The sequence below is a fragment of the Candidatus Kaelpia imicola genome (assembly GCA_030765505.1).
Classification (GTDB): Bacteria; Omnitrophota; Gorgyraeia; order Kaelpiales; family Kaelpiaceae; genus Kaelpia; species Kaelpia imicola.
In genome coordinates this window covers 73,649-93,090 of record JAVCCL010000026.1, presented here as the reverse complement: position 1 = coordinate 93,090, position 19,442 = coordinate 73,649, and the positions used below count along the sequence as shown (strand labels likewise).

Annotated in this window: 19 protein-coding genes and 1 pseudogene; 2 read left to right on the top strand and 18 right to left on the bottom strand. The window is 37.9% G+C overall.

What is annotated here, in order from left to right; genetic code table 11:
• Positions 1 to 384: 384 nt before the first annotated feature.
• The 3 genes and pseudogenes from typA to P9L98_04740 form a co-directional block, all read right to left on the bottom strand.
• Positions 385 to 2,220: a translational GTPase TypA gene (gene typA, locus P9L98_04750; GenBank protein ID MDP8216606.1), complete on the bottom strand. Its 1,836-nt coding sequence runs from the start codon at positions 2,218 to 2,220 to the stop codon at positions 385 to 387.
• Positions 2,162 to 3,553: a DEAD/DEAH box helicase gene (locus P9L98_04745; GenBank protein ID MDP8216605.1), complete on the bottom strand. Its 1,392-nt coding sequence runs from the start codon at positions 3,551 to 3,553 to the stop codon at positions 2,162 to 2,164. Before P9L98_04745 ends, typA begins: the two co-directional genes overlap by 59 nt.
• A 122-nt stretch (positions 3,554 to 3,675) precedes the next feature.
• Positions 3,676 to 3,900 (bottom strand): annotated as a pseudogene (locus tag P9L98_04740) (RNA-binding protein).
• Here P9L98_04740 and P9L98_04735 point away from each other — a divergent pair.
• A complete protein-coding gene (locus tag P9L98_04735; GenBank protein ID MDP8216604.1) occupies positions 3,893 to 4,081 on the top strand; it encodes a hypothetical protein in 189 nt (62 codons plus the stop codon). The pseudogene P9L98_04740 and the gene P9L98_04735 overlap by 8 nt on opposite strands.
• Positions 4,082 to 4,218: 137 nt before the next feature.
• Here P9L98_04735 and P9L98_04730 read toward each other — a convergent pair whose 3' ends face one another.
• The 8 genes from P9L98_04730 to P9L98_04695 form a co-directional block, all read right to left on the bottom strand.
• Positions 4,219 to 4,467 carry a bacteriophage holin gene (locus P9L98_04730; GenBank protein MDP8216603.1) on the bottom strand — a complete coding sequence of 83 codons (249 nt, stop codon included), beginning with the start codon at positions 4,465 to 4,467 and terminating at the stop codon, positions 4,219 to 4,221.
• A 223-nt stretch (positions 4,468 to 4,690) separates the two neighbouring features.
• Positions 4,691 to 5,185: a YajQ family cyclic di-GMP-binding protein gene (locus tag P9L98_04725; protein ID MDP8216602.1), complete on the bottom strand. Its 495-nt coding sequence runs from the start codon at positions 5,183 to 5,185 to the stop codon at positions 4,691 to 4,693.
• Between the two features lie 135 nt (positions 5,186 to 5,320).
• On the bottom strand, positions 5,321 to 6,187 hold the full coding sequence (locus tag P9L98_04720; GenBank protein ID MDP8216601.1) for a hypothetical protein: 867 nt from the start codon (positions 6,185 to 6,187) through the stop codon (positions 5,321 to 5,323).
• Positions 6,188 to 6,393: 206 nt separating this feature from the next.
• Positions 6,394 to 6,843 carry a hypothetical protein gene (locus P9L98_04715; GenBank protein MDP8216600.1) on the bottom strand — a complete coding sequence of 150 codons (450 nt, stop codon included), beginning with the start codon at positions 6,841 to 6,843 and terminating at the stop codon, positions 6,394 to 6,396.
• A 21-nt stretch (positions 6,844 to 6,864) separates the two neighbouring features.
• Complete coding sequence (locus P9L98_04710; GenBank protein ID MDP8216599.1) at positions 6,865 to 7,344, bottom strand: peptidylprolyl isomerase; 480 nt, start codon at positions 7,342 to 7,344, stop codon at positions 6,865 to 6,867.
• A gap of 130 nt (positions 7,345 to 7,474) precedes the next feature.
• A complete protein-coding gene (locus P9L98_04705) occupies positions 7,475 to 7,825 on the bottom strand; it encodes a hypothetical protein (protein MDP8216598.1) in 351 nt (116 codons plus the stop codon).
• Between the two features lie 22 nt (positions 7,826 to 7,847).
• Positions 7,848 to 8,021 (bottom strand): hypothetical protein, encoded by a 174-nt coding sequence (locus P9L98_04700; GenBank protein ID MDP8216597.1) that lies wholly within the window; start codon positions 8,019 to 8,021, stop codon positions 7,848 to 7,850.
• Complete coding sequence (locus P9L98_04695) at positions 7,993 to 8,499, bottom strand: hypothetical protein (GenBank protein MDP8216596.1); 507 nt, start codon at positions 8,497 to 8,499, stop codon at positions 7,993 to 7,995. The genes P9L98_04700 and P9L98_04695 overlap by 29 nt, the downstream gene beginning before the upstream one ends.
• Positions 8,500 to 8,806: 307 nt before the next feature.
• Between P9L98_04695 and P9L98_04690 the strand changes: the two genes are divergently transcribed.
• Positions 8,807 to 11,068, top strand: a complete 2,262-nt coding sequence (locus P9L98_04690; GenBank protein ID MDP8216595.1) for an MMPL family transporter — start codon at positions 8,807 to 8,809, stop codon at positions 11,066 to 11,068.
• Positions 11,069 to 11,072: 4 nt separating this feature from the next.
• On the opposite strand, the gene P9L98_04685 is transcribed toward P9L98_04690, so the two are convergent.
• From P9L98_04685 to glgA, 7 genes are all read right to left on the bottom strand, one after another.
• A complete protein-coding gene (locus P9L98_04685; protein ID MDP8216594.1) occupies positions 11,073 to 11,423 on the bottom strand; it encodes a hypothetical protein in 351 nt (116 codons plus the stop codon).
• Positions 11,424 to 11,452: 29 nt separating this feature from the next.
• On the bottom strand, positions 11,453 to 11,992 hold the full coding sequence (locus P9L98_04680) for a lipid-binding SYLF domain-containing protein (protein ID MDP8216593.1): 540 nt from the start codon (positions 11,990 to 11,992) through the stop codon (positions 11,453 to 11,455).
• A 78-nt stretch (positions 11,993 to 12,070) separates the two neighbouring features.
• Entirely contained in the window at positions 12,071 to 15,268 is a 3,198-nt protein-coding gene (locus P9L98_04675) for a hypothetical protein (GenBank protein MDP8216592.1), read from the bottom strand.
• 146 nt (positions 15,269 to 15,414) lie between these two features.
• Entirely contained in the window at positions 15,415 to 16,059 is a 645-nt protein-coding gene (locus P9L98_04670; GenBank protein ID MDP8216591.1) for a TIGR00730 family Rossman fold protein, read from the bottom strand.
• A 12-nt stretch (positions 16,060 to 16,071) separates the two neighbouring features.
• Positions 16,072 to 17,349 carry a transcription termination factor Rho gene (rho, locus tag P9L98_04665; GenBank protein MDP8216590.1) on the bottom strand — a complete coding sequence of 426 codons (1,278 nt, stop codon included), beginning with the start codon at positions 17,347 to 17,349 and terminating at the stop codon, positions 16,072 to 16,074.
• A 91-nt stretch (positions 17,350 to 17,440) separates the two neighbouring features.
• Positions 17,441 to 18,040, bottom strand: a complete 600-nt coding sequence (gene coaE, locus P9L98_04660; GenBank protein ID MDP8216589.1) for a dephospho-CoA kinase — start codon at positions 18,038 to 18,040, stop codon at positions 17,441 to 17,443.
• Complete coding sequence (gene glgA, locus P9L98_04655; GenBank protein ID MDP8216588.1) at positions 18,033 to 19,439, bottom strand: glycogen synthase GlgA; 1,407 nt, start codon at positions 19,437 to 19,439, stop codon at positions 18,033 to 18,035. The genes coaE and glgA overlap by 8 nt, the downstream gene beginning before the upstream one ends.
• Between the last annotated feature and the right edge of the window lie 3 nt (positions 19,440 to 19,442).

Below are 19,442 nucleotides of genomic sequence, written 5' to 3'. Positions count from 1 at the left end.
TTTGATATACGAATAACCCTGAGACGGATTTTCGGAAGGAAAAATAGAAAAGCCACGGAACAAATTATGTTTATCAGATAGAGTTTACTGAGCATTAAAGGGGGATAGACAAATTTTATCAACGCTGTAAAAATTATAAGATAAATTAGGTTAACCGAAAAAGCTTTAAAGATAAACGCTAGAAATGTCTCCTCCTCTTTTCTGGTAAAACAGAGTAATAGTCCCCCGGGCAAAAATAAAATGTATAAAAATTTAATAAATACAAACAGAAGGTTATTTGAATTTATAAAGACGGCCAGCACTAAAATAAATAAAACATTCAGAAGTAATAGTTTTCTACAATTTATCATTTAATGCCAACCTTACAATACCTTTAATGTAATATTATTTTTGTTCTGCACTACGGTTTATCCGTTTGCGATCTACTTCCGTTAAAAGCAATTTCCTGAGCCTTATATGTTTGGGGGTTATCTCAACCAACTCATCGTCCTCAATAAACTCAAGAGCAAACTCAATAGTAATTTGACGCGGAGGTATAAGTACAATTGCGTCATCCTTTCCTGAGGCACGCATATTGGTTAATTTTTTTCCACGTAAAACGTTTACAACAATATCGGCTCCTTTGTTGTTTACGCCGACGATCATCCCCTGATATAGTTTCTCTCCTGGTTTAACAAGGATCTCCCCGCGTGCCTGTAAATTATAAAGCGCATATGCCACTGCATCGCCGTATCCGTGTGAAATGAGAACGCCGCTTTGACGGCTGGGCAGTTCTCCTTTATAGGTTTGATATTCAAGAAAATTTTGGTACATGATACCATTGCCTCGGGTCATCATAAGAAACCCGCTTCTAAACCCAATTAACGCTCTTGAGGCAATAACAAATTCCATACGGATAGCACCTGTTGATGTTGTCTTTAGGTTGCGTATTTGAGCTTTGCGAACTCCAAGCGCCTGCATAATAACACCCTGATACTCATCTTCTACCTCGATTATTACCTCTTCAACAGGTTCAAGCGTCTGACCGCCCATCTTCTTCAAAATAACCTGGGGTCTTGAGACTTCCATCTCATACCCTTCACGGCGCATTGTTTCAATAAGAATAGCAAGATGCAGTTCACCGCGGCATGAAACCTTCAACCGCTCAGTTCCCGCAACCTCTTCGACGTTGATGCCGACATTAATCATAGCCTCATGCTCAAGACGCTCCCGTATATGCCGTGATGTTAGGAATCTACCTCCATCCTTACCCGCGAGAGGGCTTGTATTATGAGAAAAATTCATAGAGATTGTAGGTTCATCTATCTTGATGGTAGGCAATCCTTTCGGCTTATCAATAGACGCGAGTGTCTCTCCAACCTCTACATCCTCTATCCCGGAAATAGATATAATATCTCCTGCTGCAGCCTTATCGGCCTCAATACGGTTTAGGCCGCGATACTTCATAATCTTAGTTGCTTTACCTTTTGTAATAGTTTCATCACGTTTCACAAGCGCCATAGGATCCCCGACAGAGATAGACCCGTGAAAAACCCGCCCGATAGCAATTCGTCCAACATAAGAGTCATAATCAAGCATTGTAACCAGCATCTGAAAAGGCAGATCAGGGTTAGCTATCGGCGGTAGTACTCTATGCAGGATAGTCTCCAGGAGAGGCTTCATAGAGTCTCTGGGCTCATTAAGATCAAGAGTCGCGTAACCATCCTTACCTGAGGCATAAATAACCGGAAAATCAAGCTGTTCGTCAGTTGCGTTCAGCTCACAGAAAAGATCAAATGTCATATCTGCTACTTCATCCGGACGGGCATGGAGACGATCAAGCTTATTTATCACAAGTATTGGTTTTAAATGCAGCTGGAGTGACTTCTTCAAAACAAATTTAGTCTGCGGCATAGGTCCTTCAAAAGCGTCAACAAGAAGAAGCACGCCGTCAACCATCTTAAGAATACGCTCGACCTCACTGCCGAAATCAGCATGCCCGGGTGTATCGACAATGTTGAATTGTACCCCTTTATATTGCAGGGAAGCGTTTTTAGAGAAAATGGTAATACCTCTCTCTTTCTCAAGAGGATTTGAGTCCATTACAGCAACCTCACCCTCTTTAAAATCATAGGCGCCCGTATATTTGAGAAGTGCATCTATTAAGGTAGTCTTCCCGTGGTCAACGTGCGCTATAATCGCAAGATTTCTTACATCTTTTCTTCTTTTCTGGTTCGGCATATTTTTTTAGTTCTCCTTTTTCATTTTTAAACGATTTTTGGAATTGATAGACTCTGTCATCAAAGATAATATCACTATGAGTTATGGGGCTCTTAAGCAGTATTCCCTCTAGGGTCCTGCAGCGGCTAAGCGCTACGTAGGTCTGTCCGTGTGTAAAAGCACCGAAGCCCATATCTATAATAACGTCATTAAATGTTTGGCCCTGGCTTTTATGAATCGTTATAGCCCAGGCTAATTTGATCGGGTATTGTTCAAATGAACCCACAATCTCCTCTTCTATTTTGTCATCTAAAGAGTTGTAGCTGTACTCTATCTTTTCCCATGATACTCTATGAACTTTATGTATCTCTCCATCTATAGCTACTTTTATATCTGATTGAGTTAAGCCTACTATTTCAGCAATCGTTCCGTTGACCCATCTTTTAAGAGAGTCATTTCTAACCAGCATCACCTGAGCTCCTTTTTTTAACCTCAGTTTGGCCTCTACAGGGTAAGATGATTCCTTGAATTTAGAACTTATCTCTGCGTCGTATTGATATTCTCTATAGTTAATTTCATTTAAGTAGCTGATATTGATATTTTTTGCCTGGTTATTCGTGGTTGTCAGGGTGACTATACCAGTAGAATTATTTTTTATGTTGTAATCTAAGCGTCTGTTTAGAAAATCAAGATCTCCCTTTGTGGCCTTCTTTACCCGTATTCTGTTGAGCAGCTCTATAAAATCATTATCTCTCTGTCTATAGATTTTTTTTAGCTCAATGTATTCTAAATCGATCTCTTTAAATACTTTTGCACTGAAAAAATAGGGACTCTTATAGATATCGGTCATTAGATCTTTGGCCTCAGATTCAACCACCGGCGGTAGTTGAAAGAGGTCTCCGAAGATTATCAATTGAACGCCGCCAAAAGGTATATCATTAGCTCTATTTAATCTTAAGGAGTAGTCAATAGCGTCCAATAGGTCGGCTCGCAGCATTGATGCTTCATCTATCACTATTACGTCTATATTCTTTATTAGATTCTTGTTACGCAGCTTCTTAATATGCTGCTTTTGAATTAGCCGCGGCGGAAATCTGAAGAAAGAGTGTATTGTCTGACCTCTAATTTTAATAGCCGCTACCCCTGTTGGCGCTAATACAACGATTCTCTTATCGGTATTTATTCTAAAATATTCTAAGAGTGTAGATTTCCCGGTACCGGCTTTACCTGTTACAAAAATATTCTTATCGCTGTTTTCCATCAGGCTGAAAGCTTTTTTAAATTCTCTATTGTAATCAAAATCAGGCGGGATTTGGGTATCTGTCTGTAGTGCTATTTTTTTATTAGACTTCATAGGAAAATGTACTACCTGAGTCTCTTTGCCTGCTTTGAGCTCCCTGAGCTACTATTTAATTTGTAATTCTTATAACGCCTTATCATCTTATTTTTAGTAGCGGTATTGATTCTCTTAGTCGTCTTAACCCTTATCTTTTCACCTTTAAGAGTTTCACCGTCCAACTGTTTTATGGCTGCAACTGCTTCTTCTTTATTAGGCATATCGACGAATCCAAACCCTTTGGATTCCCCTGTTGCTCCGTCGACTACTATATTGAATGATGCTATCTTACCAAACGGTGAAAATAGTTTTTTAAGTTCTACTTCGTTTGTATCCCGTGATAGATTTCTAACCAGTATGTTCATCTTTTCATCTCTCTTTTTCTTATTCCATCTCTTTGGATTCGACGTCTACTATATTCTTATCGTTGAATCTATCATCTCTCTTTTTTTGATAAATGCCAGACCTGTCTTTATTAAGATTGACAAAGAAGAAGATAACCTTAAAGATGAAACGAAAAAAGAGATAAATGAGTACTATTCTTAATAGAAAATAAAACATTTAAAATTATTTTTTAAAACTATTCTAGTAATCTTTCCGTAATTATACTATGCAGTAGAGAAAAAACAAACAACAGGATGAGGTTTCCATGTTTACTTCCTTTTTTTATATTGCTCTCTGTTTTACTTTGCCAGCTTATTGTACAGCCAGGCTATAATAATTCCACAAATTCCAGCATCAATAAAGCCCCAGATAGCACCGATTATACTCCCCTTTAATGTTGCTTCATAGCCTATATAAAGAGAGCCTAATGCTTTGACAAAAATTCCTCCATATCCGAAGGTCATTGCAAGAATTCCCATAATAAATGCAGCAACCGCCCAAATAATACCTAAGCTGAGGCCGAGAGCTTTTGCGTTTAATTTTGCCATGTTTCACCTCCTTTAAGATAAAAATAACCCTTCTTGGGCTGCTTTTATTTATTTTATCCAGATTTTACACTGTAACTACCTTGCCGCATGGTGTAAATAGTTTACTACTATGAAGTTATACTTGTCAAGCGAGAGGTGATACTTGAATATATGGTGATTTTACAGTTGTTGCATACTACGGGTGTGGTCTATATTTCTTTTGCTTGACAGCATAAATGCTACCTTAACGATAATTACAGAAACTAAGAGGTAGGGAGAAATCTAAATTCTTAAGATACTCAATGACCGCCTGTAAATCATCTTTTTTGGGAGAGCTAACTCTCAGCTTCTCTCCTTCTATCTGAGTCTGCACTTTTAATTTCAGCTTCTTTATTCCGACAACAAGTTCTTTCGCTTTTTCCTTCTCGATACCTGTACAGATATCTACTGTTTGACGAAGACTCATTCCAGATGCTTTCTCAGAGTCGTTAAATTTAAGAGATTTAATAGATATCTTCCTATTAGCCATACCTGCTGAGAGAATATCTTTAAGAGCACGTAATTTATAGTCATCATCTGCTGTTAAGGTTATCTTTTTCTCTTTGCGATCAAATTCGATAGAAGATTTACTGTTTTTAAAATCGTAACGCCTGAATAATTCTTTTTTGGCCTGATTTATTGCATTATCTGCTTCTTGAAGATCAACCTCAGAAACAACATCAAAAGAAAAATTAGCCATATTTACCTCTCTTTTTTAGTTTATCATTTTTTGGATTATAACACTATTGATTATCATTTTCAATTTAAAGCAAAAAGTCTATAAGTATAGCTCTGTTTTAAGGTGGGTTTAACTTTAAAAGAAAATGGGGAGATTCTAATTTAAACTGCCTGAGGATGTCTGGCCATTCCAAATTATAGTTCCTGAATCTGTTATTCTGAATCTCCGCTGCATATATCTAAAATAGAATATTCTATAGATTAGATTTGAGATATCTGTCTTTAGTAGATATATAGCTTCTCTTATACATTCGATCTTTCTGTCTATTCTCTCATTAGGCATAGCTATATGGCCAACTGATATATATTCAGAAGATAGGTCTACGTCCTGATATCTATCATACATCTCCTTTAAGATTCCAAGCAAATTTTCTTTACTGCTGGAAAGGGCGCTCAATATCTCTTCTCTTTCACTTCTGTTGCTGATCAATGTTAACTCTTCATCTAAGAATATTGCTAAATCATGTAAAACATTCCTCTTCTCCGGCTTAAGCAGGAGAAATCCTGAACCATCCCCCTCGTTATTGAGGTCATTAATAATCATACTCAGCTCTTTAAGCGATAAACTGAATATGCTGGCTCTATCTTCCATTAGCAGGTTTCTACTTGTTACAGTAGGAATAACCACGACAGAGGTTTGGCGTTCAAGAAGAGAGCTCTCTAAGTTTTCAGCTATAAAATCCTGAATCTCAAATGTTAGTTCCTCTGCAGATAATCCTACAATATTGAATATTATCCAGCTGCCAACTCTTTTTATTTCGGCAGAGATTATGCTGTAATCACCCCCTACTTCAAAGCTAATGCCTTGGTCAAGATTATCCCACTGCTCTAGAATAAAATTATCTGATTGAAAGAATGCAGCTAAAGGTAGCGATAAGGGTGTTTTGATTCGTCTGGCATTGGCAGTGCAGCTTAGAAGCAGAAAAATCAGCATTGTTGTAATTGCAATATTTACCTTATTCATATTTGGTCTTCATTGTGTATAGTTCAAAACCCCTTTAACTAAATATATCATATGTTAAATAATGTTGCAAATTGTATTAGAAATTAATGGTAGAGATGTGTTCTAAAGTATTGGAAATAAGAATCTTACTGTAAAAGATAAATACACCGTTTGTATATATGTTTTTTAAATAGGATTAATTCGAATGGCCAATCTAAAGAGTATTTTCAGTAGCTTATATTTCTCTCCCAGCCCTCTATTTCAACAAGAACCGGCGTACAGGTGCCTTTCTGTATCACCATCATCTCTGCAGGATAGATTCTTCCTACCTCTATATCGTGAGTCACTATATATTTCTCTGATGGAAGCCAGGAGTTGAAGAATCTGAAAATCTGCTCTCTTTCTATCCACTCCCTTGCAAACCCTTCCTCTATCGTCTCATCAGAAATAAAATTGTAGTTTATCTCATAACCTTCATATTCTGGCCCGCCGTACATTCTGGCCTGTAATTTTGAACGTTCAGTCTTTTTGATATCTAAGACTCTAATTTTTCCGGAGTATAGCCTGTATTCACACATCCCCCCTATTATCTCTTTTCTTTTTTGAGTTTCTCCTGGGGCAAAAGATGATATGTTAAACAGAATGGCTATGATTAAGACAATATGTGTCTTCTTCAAATCTCTCCCTGTATTGTTTTATTACTCAGCCTTTACTTCAACCTCTAATATCTTTTTCTCTTCTATGGGCATATCTTGACTATCAGTAGCTGATTCTTCTAATTTTTGAACTACATCATAGCCTTCAACGACCTCACCAAAGATAGTATGGTTCATATTAAGCCAGGGAGTTGGAGCGGTTGTTATAAAAAACTGGCTGCCGTTGGTATTAGATCCGGAATTTGCCATTGCAACTAAGCCGGGCTTGTTAAATACTACTTCTTCAGTTACTTCGTCTTCAAAAGGCTTACCCCATATTGACTCTCCGCCGCCTCCCGTTCCTGCAGGGTCTCCTCCCTGAATCATAAAGCCTTTTATAATCCTATGGAATATGACTCCATCATAATAACCTTTTTTTGCAAGACCCAGAAAGTTCTCGGATGCTTTAGGCGCAGCATTACTCATAAGTTTAATTTTGATCTCTCCTTCGCTTGTCTTTAACGTTACCAACTCTCTTTTCATAAGATTCTCCTTTCTGCTTATTGAAGTAATTTATTATCTGGAAAGATATAGTATATAATATCCACACACCAAGACTTTAACAAGTACATCTTGACAAGATTACTATTAAAACTATAAGCAGCAACCTTATTCAATTACAGCCACTAAGCATTAACTCTACTATTGGTCTATCTTTTCGCGAAGGAGTATTGATATAGTACTGTCTTGCTTTATCTGCTATATCTTCCCTGTTTGGATAATAGGTTTCGGGATACAACCTAATCATAGTATTATAGTTTGTCCAGAAGAGCCCGTCTATCAATCCAAACATGTAGACGTCATTCTCATAAGACCACTCATCTCCTTCCCAATCGTCTGTTTCATAATCAAATGTTCTGCCGTTAAGGTAGCCATTTGTGTAAAGATGATCATATTCATCTGCTTCGGCAAAAAAGCAGAACACAACTATAAGGGATAGAATTATTAACAACCCAATCTTCATTTTAACTTAACCTCCTTTTGCATTAAACTGCTCTCTTTTTTCTCTTAAGAGCTTTATGTATTCTCTCAAGTGCCTGAATGCGACTTACACCTTCTGTCAGATGGTTGTTACATACAGCAACACAACTACTCCTAATTTTAATCTTAAAGATTTCAATCTTATTCTCTTTAGTTATTCTTCTCGCTCCTTTTTTCATGATATGCTCTTTTTTCAATTAATGCTCCGGTTGCAATAAAGATAATCAATAAAGGAGAAAAGATAACGGTTGGCAGAAGATAAAGATAGAATTCTGACCAACGTATTATAACAGTCCAGATTCCGGGGGTTAAGCTGTTGTTCAACACGTAGAATATAGAGACTGAATGGGCAACAACGCTTCCTCCTAAGAGTGTTGTAATCGGCAGTAGAAATCCTTTTATGGCACCGTATTTTATAAAATCAGATTTAGTTTCAAAACCCCTGTAATAATGTCGTTTTATCCAGCCTATTATGACAATTAAGGCGAAAATAATACCTAATGTAGGTATAAAAAGCAGGATAACGGGATTTTTGGGCTTATTCAGGCATGACTTTAAATAAGAGGGGCCATTCAGTATAGATACCAGTAAAGTATTAACCAGAGCTAAAATAAGGGCTATCTCAGCAAATATAAGATGATATCTCTTTGGGCTCATAATAAACAATCCCCAGAGGTTGTCTGTTATTAATCTATATCTTTTATGCAGCTTCTATACTGCATTATGTAAAATATTTTATATCTTTAACGTATAGGTAGGCAAGTCTAAATTAGCAACTGTTTTATGCAGGCTATTTTTAATCAGGGTCGGTCTACCTATGCTTTCTGACAAGGAGAGTACTTCTGTAATCATCAGGATTATATATTACGGAAGGATTTCAACACCTTTTAACATTTGCTGTCAATTTGGAGACCAGAATAAAACAGCTGGCGAAAGTCTTTCTATCCATATATAATTAGCTGTTATGTTATCAAGGTTCTCTCTAAAGATTAAAAATATAACCGGACTGCTTAATCCTCAGGTTTGGGCGGCAGTTATTGTAACACTTCTTGGCCTCACCATCTTGATTAACTTTGTAAGCTTAGTGCCCGAAGTTACCGATGATTTCTTCTTCTCCAGCGAAGATCCTCAGTTTCAGTATGAGAAAAAGATATCCAAACTTTTCGTCAGAAACGACGGCATGGTTATTATAAGCGCAACTGGAGATATCAATTCTTCTCTCTATCAGGAAAAGATAGCTGATTTAAGTGAATCCTTGCTGGGTTTAGATGGTGTCTCAGGGGTAAGTAGTTTGACGCATGGACCCAACGATTTTGAAGACGCTCTTAAAAGCCCGATGTGGAAACGATTGGTCTTATCAGACGATATGAAGTCCACAAACCTGATTGTACTTCTAGACGAAGATGTCTCCGATCTAATGGTTCCATTCATCGAAGATATAGTCTATCAGTTTGAGGATCAGGATTTTAAGCTTCGTGTATCAGGTATGCCCTACATAGTTGAACTTATAAGAAGAAGCTTGCTTAGAGATATAAAGGTATTCTCTACTGTAGCAATCTTAGTCTTTGGGCTCATAATACTGGCTCTATTCCGTTCAAAAGGAGCCTTTTTTGGTACTCTCATAACCTGCCTCAATGCCTGCATCTGGACTTTCATGCTTACAGATTTTTTAGGCATTCCGATTGGAATACTTACAGCTAATCTGGGTACTATAATATGTATTCTTACTCTATCACACATTATATTCCTAACCTATAGCTGGAAGAGTGCCTGCTATGCTCCGACCCCTCTAATTCCTCGTCCGAGACTCTGGGGCTTTCCTTTAAAGTTATTCTTCAAGAAAAAACAGGATGACAGCTCTCTGCCGTCGTTTACCCCGGTAGTTGAAGCTTTGATACTTACATTCCCGCCTTCTTTCTGGGGCATGTTCACAACGCTGCTTGGTTTTATAAGTCTTATATTTGTTCAGGCAAAACCTTTAAGAGACCTGGGAGCATCTGGTGCAATAGGAACCTTGATGGCAATTCTTGCTGCCTATACCATCTACCCTGCATTTTTAAAGGCATCCAGCGTCCAGAAACAGAAAAGAATGGCTCAGAGTAAGCCTAAGATTGAAGTTATTCAAAGTAATATCTACGGCTTTTTAAACAGAAAGAGAAGTTATATTATAACTATTATCGTTGTTATCTCTATTATGGTCCTACCGGGACTCTTCTCTATTGATTCTGATCCCAGTCTGCTCTCCTATTTTGCAGAAGGAAGCGAGATAAGAAACGGTTTGGGTTATATAGACCGCAATGGAGGCAGCTCTCCGCTTATAATTGTTGTTAAATCTCAATCAGACGAGAAGATAGTCTCTCAGAAGACTTTTAAAGATCTCTGGAGGCTGCAGGAGGTTCTGGAACAGCACCGTTCGGTTGGTTCTGTCTTATCCCTTCCTGTATTACTTGCTCAGGCACGTAAGACTCCTTTAGGTTTCCTTGTCTCTGTGATATCGATGGACGCCTTAATAAGCGTTCTCAAGAAACCCGAGTGTGATGCAATTGCAAAGAGCTTTATATCCTCTGACGGCAAGTATGGTCTCTTCATGCTCCGAATGACCGAGTCCTATAGGGTCCGCTCTAGATTAGAGATAATAGCTGAGATAAAAGAGCTTGTCTATGCTCAGGGTTTCGCTCCCGAAATAATAGGCGGAATATACAGTCTCCAGGGCCATCTGGCCAAGCTTGTTGCTATCAGTCTTATTAACGGGCTTGGCAAATTAGTACTCTTGTTTGCAGTAATAGGCCTTATGATATCACGCTCTTTCAGAATAACACTTGCCCTTACCCTAAGCGTTGCCATCCTTCCTGTATCAATATTAGGGCTTATTGGGCTTTATAGGATTCCTTTGGATATTATATCGGCTCCGGCTTCAAATATTGCAATAGCCATAGGGATAGATGCAATGATACATATGATAAAAGCTTTTCAGCGGCTTAAAAATTGGGATAGAGTCAAAGACCATCTCTGGCAGCCTATCTTAACGGCTATGTTTGTTATCTCAATCGGTTTTGGAATATTCTCTTTCTCAAGCTTCCCACCTACCCAGCGTTTCGGACTTGCAATTCTTGTGGGTTCGATATTCGCCTCTTTAACGGCTCTCTTTGTAATGCCCTTTCTAGTTAAAAAGATAAGAATAGGCAGATTATCAGAGTCTGAGATAGCGGTTGAAAAAAAGACTTAATATATCAATAGCCGATATTGTATTTCTGTAGCAGCTGAGGATTATCATTTACCGGTGAGAATGCAACTTCATAATAGTAGTATGTAGGGTCCTTTTGAGGTTCTACTATCTCACAATATACTATATACGTTGCTCCTCCAAACTTATCTGTTGTTGATATCCTTCCTCCCCAGTTAATTGTGCTTCCGGGGTAATCAAGTTTTAAAGACTCATCAAAGCTATCTCCGCCCAGAATTTTTCTTACAAACTGAGCTGTGACATTTGCCTCTTCATCCCAGGTATCAAATGGTCCTGCAAGAGAGTTTAGCGAAAGAAACAATAAGAAAATTAACAAAGCTATGATTACCTTTTTCATATTCCATCTCCTTTTATTAACTTTAAACTTTACTCTTCTGTATAAGTAAACTTCTGCCCTGCAACCGTTGCCTCATACATCAATCCGCCTTTGGGAAGGGTAAATACGGCAACTCCGTCACTGTAGTCTGCGTCAGCTGATGCTCCGGCTGTTACAGCAACTGCAGAAGCTGTTGCACCGAGTTCAAAGTTACCGCTTTTGAAATTTTCAAGGTCACGTCTATCTTTAAAAAATATTATCTCACTATATGCCTGACCTCCGAGTTGAAAACCTATGCTGAGCTGTTTTAAGGTTGTTGAACCTATTATCTTACCTTGTTCATAGACCGTACCTTTGCCGTACGCTGCTCCTATTCCCATGCCGCCTTTTCCGACAGTTGGGAATATAGCATAGCCGTATGCTTTATCAAAGAATCTATCCATTACAGAGTCAGACTCTTTGAACTTCTTAACCGTTAATTCAGCCTCTTCTACTGCATCTGATGAGCTTTTTGCATTCCAGCCGGCATAGACCGGTAAAGATACTGTTACTATGATAGCTAACACAATACCTACTAAGACTCTCTTCATCTACAACCTCCTTGTTTATAATTTTGTATATTATATTAATGAAGGTGATGAAAAGACAAGAGAATTATTTTAAAATCCCTACCTTGTTTTCCAATTAGCTGCGTAGTTGTGCTGGAAGGATTTTTTTACTCTCAACGCGGGAGGGAGATACTCTGACCTCTTAATCTGTGCTTTGGCTATGCAGACCGCTAGTGTTACTCCAAATCCTATACATATTAAGCCTGCTATAACCATGAACAAAAATATTCTGTTTACCACTGCGCTTGATGCATCGGGGCGCTTTATAAACACTTTCTTTATAATTTCCTTTGCAATTTCTGCCGGGTTGGTTGAGTTAATATAGACGATGGTATCACTGCGTCTTACGTAATGTACTGTTTTACCGTTATCTAAAGTAATCCATATAACATCATAGACGCCTTCGCCTTTCTCGATAATATTACCTAAGAGCTTATGCAGTACTTCTTCCGATACTTCTAGAGCCTGGCTTATATGACTAATTGTTTCTTTAAATTTACTGATGGTATAGTTAACAATTTTGCCGTCGATTTTAATAGATATTATCTCTCGGCCAGTATTTTTAGATATCCATATCGGAGCAACAACTATTCCATCTGCTGTAACCCTTGCACCGGGATGCTCTTCCCCTATCTCTATCGCCAACTTTGCAAGATTTTCTGACGTACCTGCCACTTCTTGTCTAACTTCACCTAAATCCTCTTTAATCTCATTCTCTAATAGTCGATCTATCTGTTCCGGCATTTCACTTAATTCTTCTTGAAGAAGCTTTGCATCAAGTGAACGTATTGTAGACATAAACTCTTGATACTTAGGATCGTTTCCAATATCTCCTTCGGCAGGTAATGTCATAATAATGTCCATCATAAAGCAACGATTACCACCGCTATCACGTAATGCTCTCCATATTGTTTCTGCAATGACCTGCGGATCTTCTGTTCTTAGTACCCCTAGCATGCTGTCTACGAAAACTCTTTCTTCTTCACTTAAACTCTCATAAGTAGTAGTTTCAATATTTCCCGCTGATAGAGTAGCAATTCCTGGTTCCGGCCCTATTTCTGTAAAATTAGAAGAGACACTTTTTATTAACGAATTTATTACTGGAAGGGTAATGCTGCCAGATAGTGAAGGTGGTACAGTGTTATTAGATGGTGCAGCTGCAGTATCTAAGCCGGATGTCCTTGATTGAGGTTCAGAGGCTAGACTAGTATCTTTAAGTAAGCTAAAGGGGGTATTGTTATCAGGTGGTGAAGATGATTCAGGATTATTAAGGAAAATTTGCTCCGCTTTTTTGACACCCGATGGTACAGGTAGCGAGAAGGGTAATTCAGAATTATTAGATGGTGCAACTGCAGGATCTAAGCTGGATGTCCTTGATTGAGGTTCAATCGTTTGCTTCATTAGCGTAATACTTTCTGATAAGAGCTCAATCTTTGCTTCTAAATCTTGTATACTTTTTTCAATCCATTCCCTATCATCGGGAAGCATATTATTGGGAAGAAGGGCTAAACTATCCCTCTGTTTGATGTTCCTTTGTAGTTCATCTTCCATATATTTCAATTGGCTATCTAAGTACTGGTCTACTCTTTCAATGCTTCGTTCTAACCCTGATGTTTCCGTTGTTCTAATAACATCAAGATATGTTTTGGTATATAATTGAGATGTCTGCGGTACATTTGCTTCTTGTTGAATTGTATTGTTGTAGAAATTAACGAGCTGCTGCTGCACTTGTTTTAAGTTTTCAATCGCACTATTGATAGATTTAGCTTCTTCATAAAGTAGATACGGTTCTATCGTCTTAAGGTTTGAGATTGTCGTAGAAATAATAGCCGTTTTTTCCTCATAATAAGAGTCATTTTCTATAATTATTTCTGATATAATAGAACCTATCATTTCTGTAATTGACCTTAACGTTTGTAAAATTAGACCATCAATACTTTTAAGGAAATCCTTTTTTGTTGCCGCCTCTTCCATGGCATTCCTTATAGCTTCAGCGTCTTCAGAAGGCATATTCCTAATAGGAGCACTGCTGAGTAGTTCTTTTTCAAGTTGTAATTCGTCTGTTTTATCTTGGATATATTCATGATTCCTTTCTGTTAAAGATGAAAACTTGACTAAAAACTCAAGATATACATCCGCTCTTTTTGCTTTCAGAATTTCGAGCTCTTGTTCTAAATCTGTAGACGGTTCGATTTTATTGATGTTACCATCTTGTGCAATGCTTGAGACCGCTTCAATCTGTATTTGCAGTCTATTTATTTGTTCATCGAGAGGTATCAAATTTTGGAATGCTCCCATTGTTTCATTTGCTATTTGTAGAAATCCGTTTTTATTCAAGCCTTCAAGGTTTTTATGAATGTCTGTTAAGTGGCTAAAAACTTTAGGCGCATCAAAATTTTTAAAAAGCAAAGGATTAGCTTCGGCTTTTTCCAAAGCTATACCTAAATCCTCAATATACTGAGGTATTTCCTCTGTTACATTGCGTATATAGGTTTCGGCAAAAAACTCTCTAAGAGATGTATCAGAAGATTTTAGCAAGTCTTCAAAAGGTAAAACTAATATTCCTCCGTACGTGACCGGGACATGTGCTGAAATTAATGGACCCGATAATTTATTTTGTATCTTTGCTATGTCTTCTTGTAAATCGCTGAAAACGTCTACTGCAAATCCGGAATTTTCAAATACTTCTTTCCATCCATCAATCTGCTTTGAGATAGTTGCGGTATAATCTAATACTTGGGTCTTATAAAAATCTGAATCACGCGGTACGAAATATAACAACTCTAATTCTTGTTCTCTAATTTTTAATATCTCTGCAATTTCGTCTATTGGGGTACCAAGCTCTATCTCCACCCGCTCCATTTTTTTTAGAGTATCATGGATAGTGCCCTGCAATGGTATAATTGAATCGGCACTAACGTCACAAGTATTAAATATGTTGACCCAATCAGTTAGTATGGTATTGATTTCATTTAGACGGTTAACAGGAGAAATAATTGATAGAGGGTTATTTGCGATCAAGTATATTTCGAATTGAATTTTATCAAGTTTATCTCCAAACTCAAAAGGAGTTATTTCCAATTTTTCCCACAACTGTTCTACTGGGCTTGCAGCCGGAAGGGTTATATTCCCACCTCCAAATCCTCCCGCATCAAATACTACCTGGGCATTGGAGATCCCTGCAGATGTAAAGATTAGAAGTGTTATGCTTAAAAGTGCTTTCCCTATGGCAATTTTTATTACCTTCTCTCTCTTCATCTTTCTGCCTGTAATATTTATACCACATAAGCAACAAAATGTCAAACTATAACAAAAGTTTTATTAAAACTATTATAAAGTTACACAACAGACACTAAATAGCTGTAAATAAAGAGTTTATGTTATTAGAATTACAGGACAGGAGATTACTTATAAAAATCTTTAACTATCTTAAACGCTTCTTCCCCATTCTCAACGATATGGAAGATAGCTAAATCATTCTTCTCTATCATATTTTTACTCAGCAGTCTCTCTTTCATCCAGTCTATTAGACCGCCCCAGAACTCTTTAGATATGAGTATCACAGGAAACTTATCTATTCTTTCAGTTTGAATTAACGCTAAAAATTCAAAAAGTTCATCCAGGGTACCGTATCCTCCTGGGAAGATAAGAACAGCTTTAGAATATTTTGCAAACATAACCTTACGGCAGAAAAAGTATCTGAATTCAATGGGTGTTGTTACGTATTTATTGCATTTTTGCTGACTGGGAAGTAAGATATTCAAGCCAATGGATGCCCCCCCTGCTTTAGACGCCCCTTTATTGGCTGCCTCCATTATACCCGGACCGGCACCGGTTACTATAGAGTAGCCTCTCTTTGTAAATAGATAAGCAGTCTCTTCAGCCAGTTTATAATATTTACTTCTCGGTTTTATTCTGGCAGAACCAAAAATAGAGACTCCTCTCTTAACCTGAGAGAGGGTTTCAAACCCGTCAACAAACTCACTCATTATTCTGAATATTCTCCAGGGATCCTCTTCCGTAAAATGGTCTCTTGTAATATCTTTCATATCTGGCTCCTTTTATAGGGTAGGTTCGGATGATTCTACAGCTTCGATATCCAGCCCTAAGAGGAATTCAACATTGTTTTTAGCTTTATTCATCTTGGCCATCAGCGTTTTCATTGCCTCTTCATTGTTCACATCATGTAATACCCGCCTTAAAACCCAGATTCTTTTCAACTCATCAGGGTCGAGAAGCAGCTCTTCACGTCTTGTAGCGGATCTCCTGATATCTATCGCAGGGTAGATTCTCTTCTGGAATAGGTTCCTGTCCAGCTGTAGTTCCATATTTCCGGTTCCTTTGAACTCTTCGAAGATGACATCATCCATCCTGCTCCCCGTATCGACAAGTGAGGTTGCAAGTATTGTCAAAGAACCTCCTCCTTCGATATTTCTTGCCGCACCAAAGAACTTCTTGGGTCTATCCAGAGCTCCGGAATCGATACCGCCGGTTAAAACCTTTCCGCTATGAGGCGCTACTGTATTATACGCACGAGCTAAACGAGTCATACTGTCGAGCAATATCACAGCGTCTTTTCCGGATTCAACAAGTCTCTTGGCTTTCTCCATTACGATCTCTGCAACCTGAATATGACGTTCTGCCGGCTCATCGAAAGTTGAGCCTATCACCTCACCCTTCACAGAGCGTTCCATATCAGTAACCTCTTCAGGCCTCTCCCCTATTAATAATACAATGGAGATTGCATCGGAATAGTTTGCGCTTATTGCATTGGCTATCTTCTGTAAGATTATCGTCTTTCCACTATAAGGCGGTGCTACTATTAATCCACGCTGACCTTTTCCTATGGGAGCAATTAAGTCGATAATCCGCGTTGTTATCTCGGTAGACTTAGTCTCAAGCAGAAATCGTTCATTCGGATATAATGGAGTAAGGTTATCAAATGGTATCCTATAAGTATTATCATCGGCATTCGCATGGTTTATCCCTTCTACTTTAAGAAGGGCAAAATATTTCTCTCCGTCTTTAGGCGGACGGACCTGACCGGCTATAGTATCACCGGTTCTAAGACTAAACCTTCTTATTTGAGAAGGAGAGATGTAAATATCGTCAGGTGAAGGAAGATAACTGTAATTAGGAGATCTTAAGAAACCGAATCCATCCGGCAATACTTCAAGCACGCCTTCGCCGGAGACTTCGCCTTCCCTCATAGCCTTTGTCTTTATAATCTTAAATATCAGATCCTGTTTTTTAAGGCCCGATATCCCGTTTACCCTTAAATCTTTTGCCAGGCTAAAAAGGTTTTGCATTCCCATGTGCTGCAGCTGTGCTATATCCATATTGCTGTTTCTGGGGGAGAGCTTTCTCTCTTTGCTTTGAATCTCTCTGTTCTCATTCTCTTGTTTTTGTTCCTCTTTTTTATCAGACTGTTTAGCCTCTTTTGCTTTTGATTCTTCTGAAGATTTTTTCAACATTTTCTTTCACCTTCCTTTTCTCTTTTGAGTTATTCTCTATTACAATATCTGCTAACCTTTCTTTCTCCTCTATTGGAATAAGGTAAGAGGTTCTTCTCTTGACCTCTTTCCAGTCCATTCTGCCTTTAAGCCGTTCTTTCCTTAACTTAGCATCAGCCTTGATAAGTATTACAAAATCAGAATTTTTATCAAATTTAGATTCAAAGAGCAGCGGTGCGTCAACTACACAATAGTCAGATGTACTTTTAGTTATTATCTCTTTAGTTTTTTTTAATATATAAGGGTGAGTTATATCAATAAGCTTTTGCCAATCGGTTCTGTTCTTAAATGCTCTATTTGCCAGCTTTTTAGGATTAATTCCATTATTTTGAAACAGACTCTTTCCAAAACCTTTCTTGATTAGGGATTTGACTTCATCAAGTTTTAGAATCTCATGTGTTATTGCATCTGTATAAACTGGACAGGCGCCATGTTTTTCAAACTCTTCTGTGTAGGTAGATTTACCTGCCCCTATTTCACCAGTTATTGCTATTATAATTTTACCTGATTTAGACATCTCTTTTCAAGCTTTTTATTACATTTTTGTAAAGATTTTTATAATCCTTGGCTGAATGTTTCCAGGAGTAATCAGCTTTTACTACTCTTTTCTGAATATTTCTCCATGCTCTGCGGTCTCTATAGACATCCAATGCTCTCTCTATAGCATCAACAAGATCTTTGCTTTTATAGTTCTTAAAGAGGAATCCTGTTCCATGAGCCTTATCTTTTGTGTAATCAGTTATGGTATCAGCCAGCCCCCCGGTCTCTCTCCCCAGAGGTAGAGTTGCATACCTATAGCTTATAAGTTGACCTAAGCCGCAGGGCTCAAATTTAGAAGGCATGAGAAATATATCGGCTGCTGCATATATCTTTTTTGCCAGAGCAAGGTCAAATTTTATATTTATTGAAGTCTTAAGAGGATATTTTTTGGATATTTCCGTCATTATATCTTGATACTTTTTCTCTCCTTCACCTAAAACTATCAACTGGAGGTCTTTTTCACATATTTTATCTATTGATTCGACTATTAAATCCCAGCCTTTCTGATCTGTTAACCTGCCTATTGCAGCTATTAGCGGGATGTCTCGGCCTATCTCCATTCCCATCTCTGTTTGAATGTGCTGTTTGTTGATAGGTTTTTTATTCAGGGAGTTGATGGTAAAATTTTGGGGTATCTGGGAGTCATTCTCTGAATCCCAGTATAAGTAATCAATACCGTTTATTATACCGCTGATACTCTCTTTACGTGAGCTTAATACATTCTGAAGCCCAAATCCATACTCATCGCCCTGTATCTCTTCTGCATATCTAGGGCTTACCGTTGTGATATAGTCTGCAAATATGAGTGCTCCTTTCATAAGGTTTATCTTTTTATAGTATTCAAGCCCCTGAAGGTTGAATATATCAGGATTCAATTCCGTTTTATCCCACTCAGAAGCCTGAAATATTCCCTGATAGGCAAGATTGTGGATTGTAAATACAGTCTTTACATCTTTAAAAAATTCATCATCTTTATAAGTTGTTTTAAGATATACAGGTATAAGGGCTGTCTCCCAGTCGTTGGCGTGGATTATATCCGGTTTAAACCCTTCTCTCTTGATTCTTTTAAGTATCTCTTTACAGAAATAAGCAAACCGCTCCATATTGTCGGGGTAGTCACCTTCGGGCGTAGAGTAAATATACTCTCTTTTGTAATAACTGTCATTCTCTATAAAGTAAAGCGGAACAGAGTTGTTTAGCAAGGTTTGATCTGCTTCTATATCTATTCCTTTATATTTAGGCATGATTACCCTGATATCCAGGCCCATCTCTTTGAGAACCGGTGGAAGTGCTCCTGCTATATCTGCTAATCCGCCTGCCTTGGCATAAGGCGTGACCTCTGTTGAAACAAATAATACCTTTAATCTTTTAGACATATT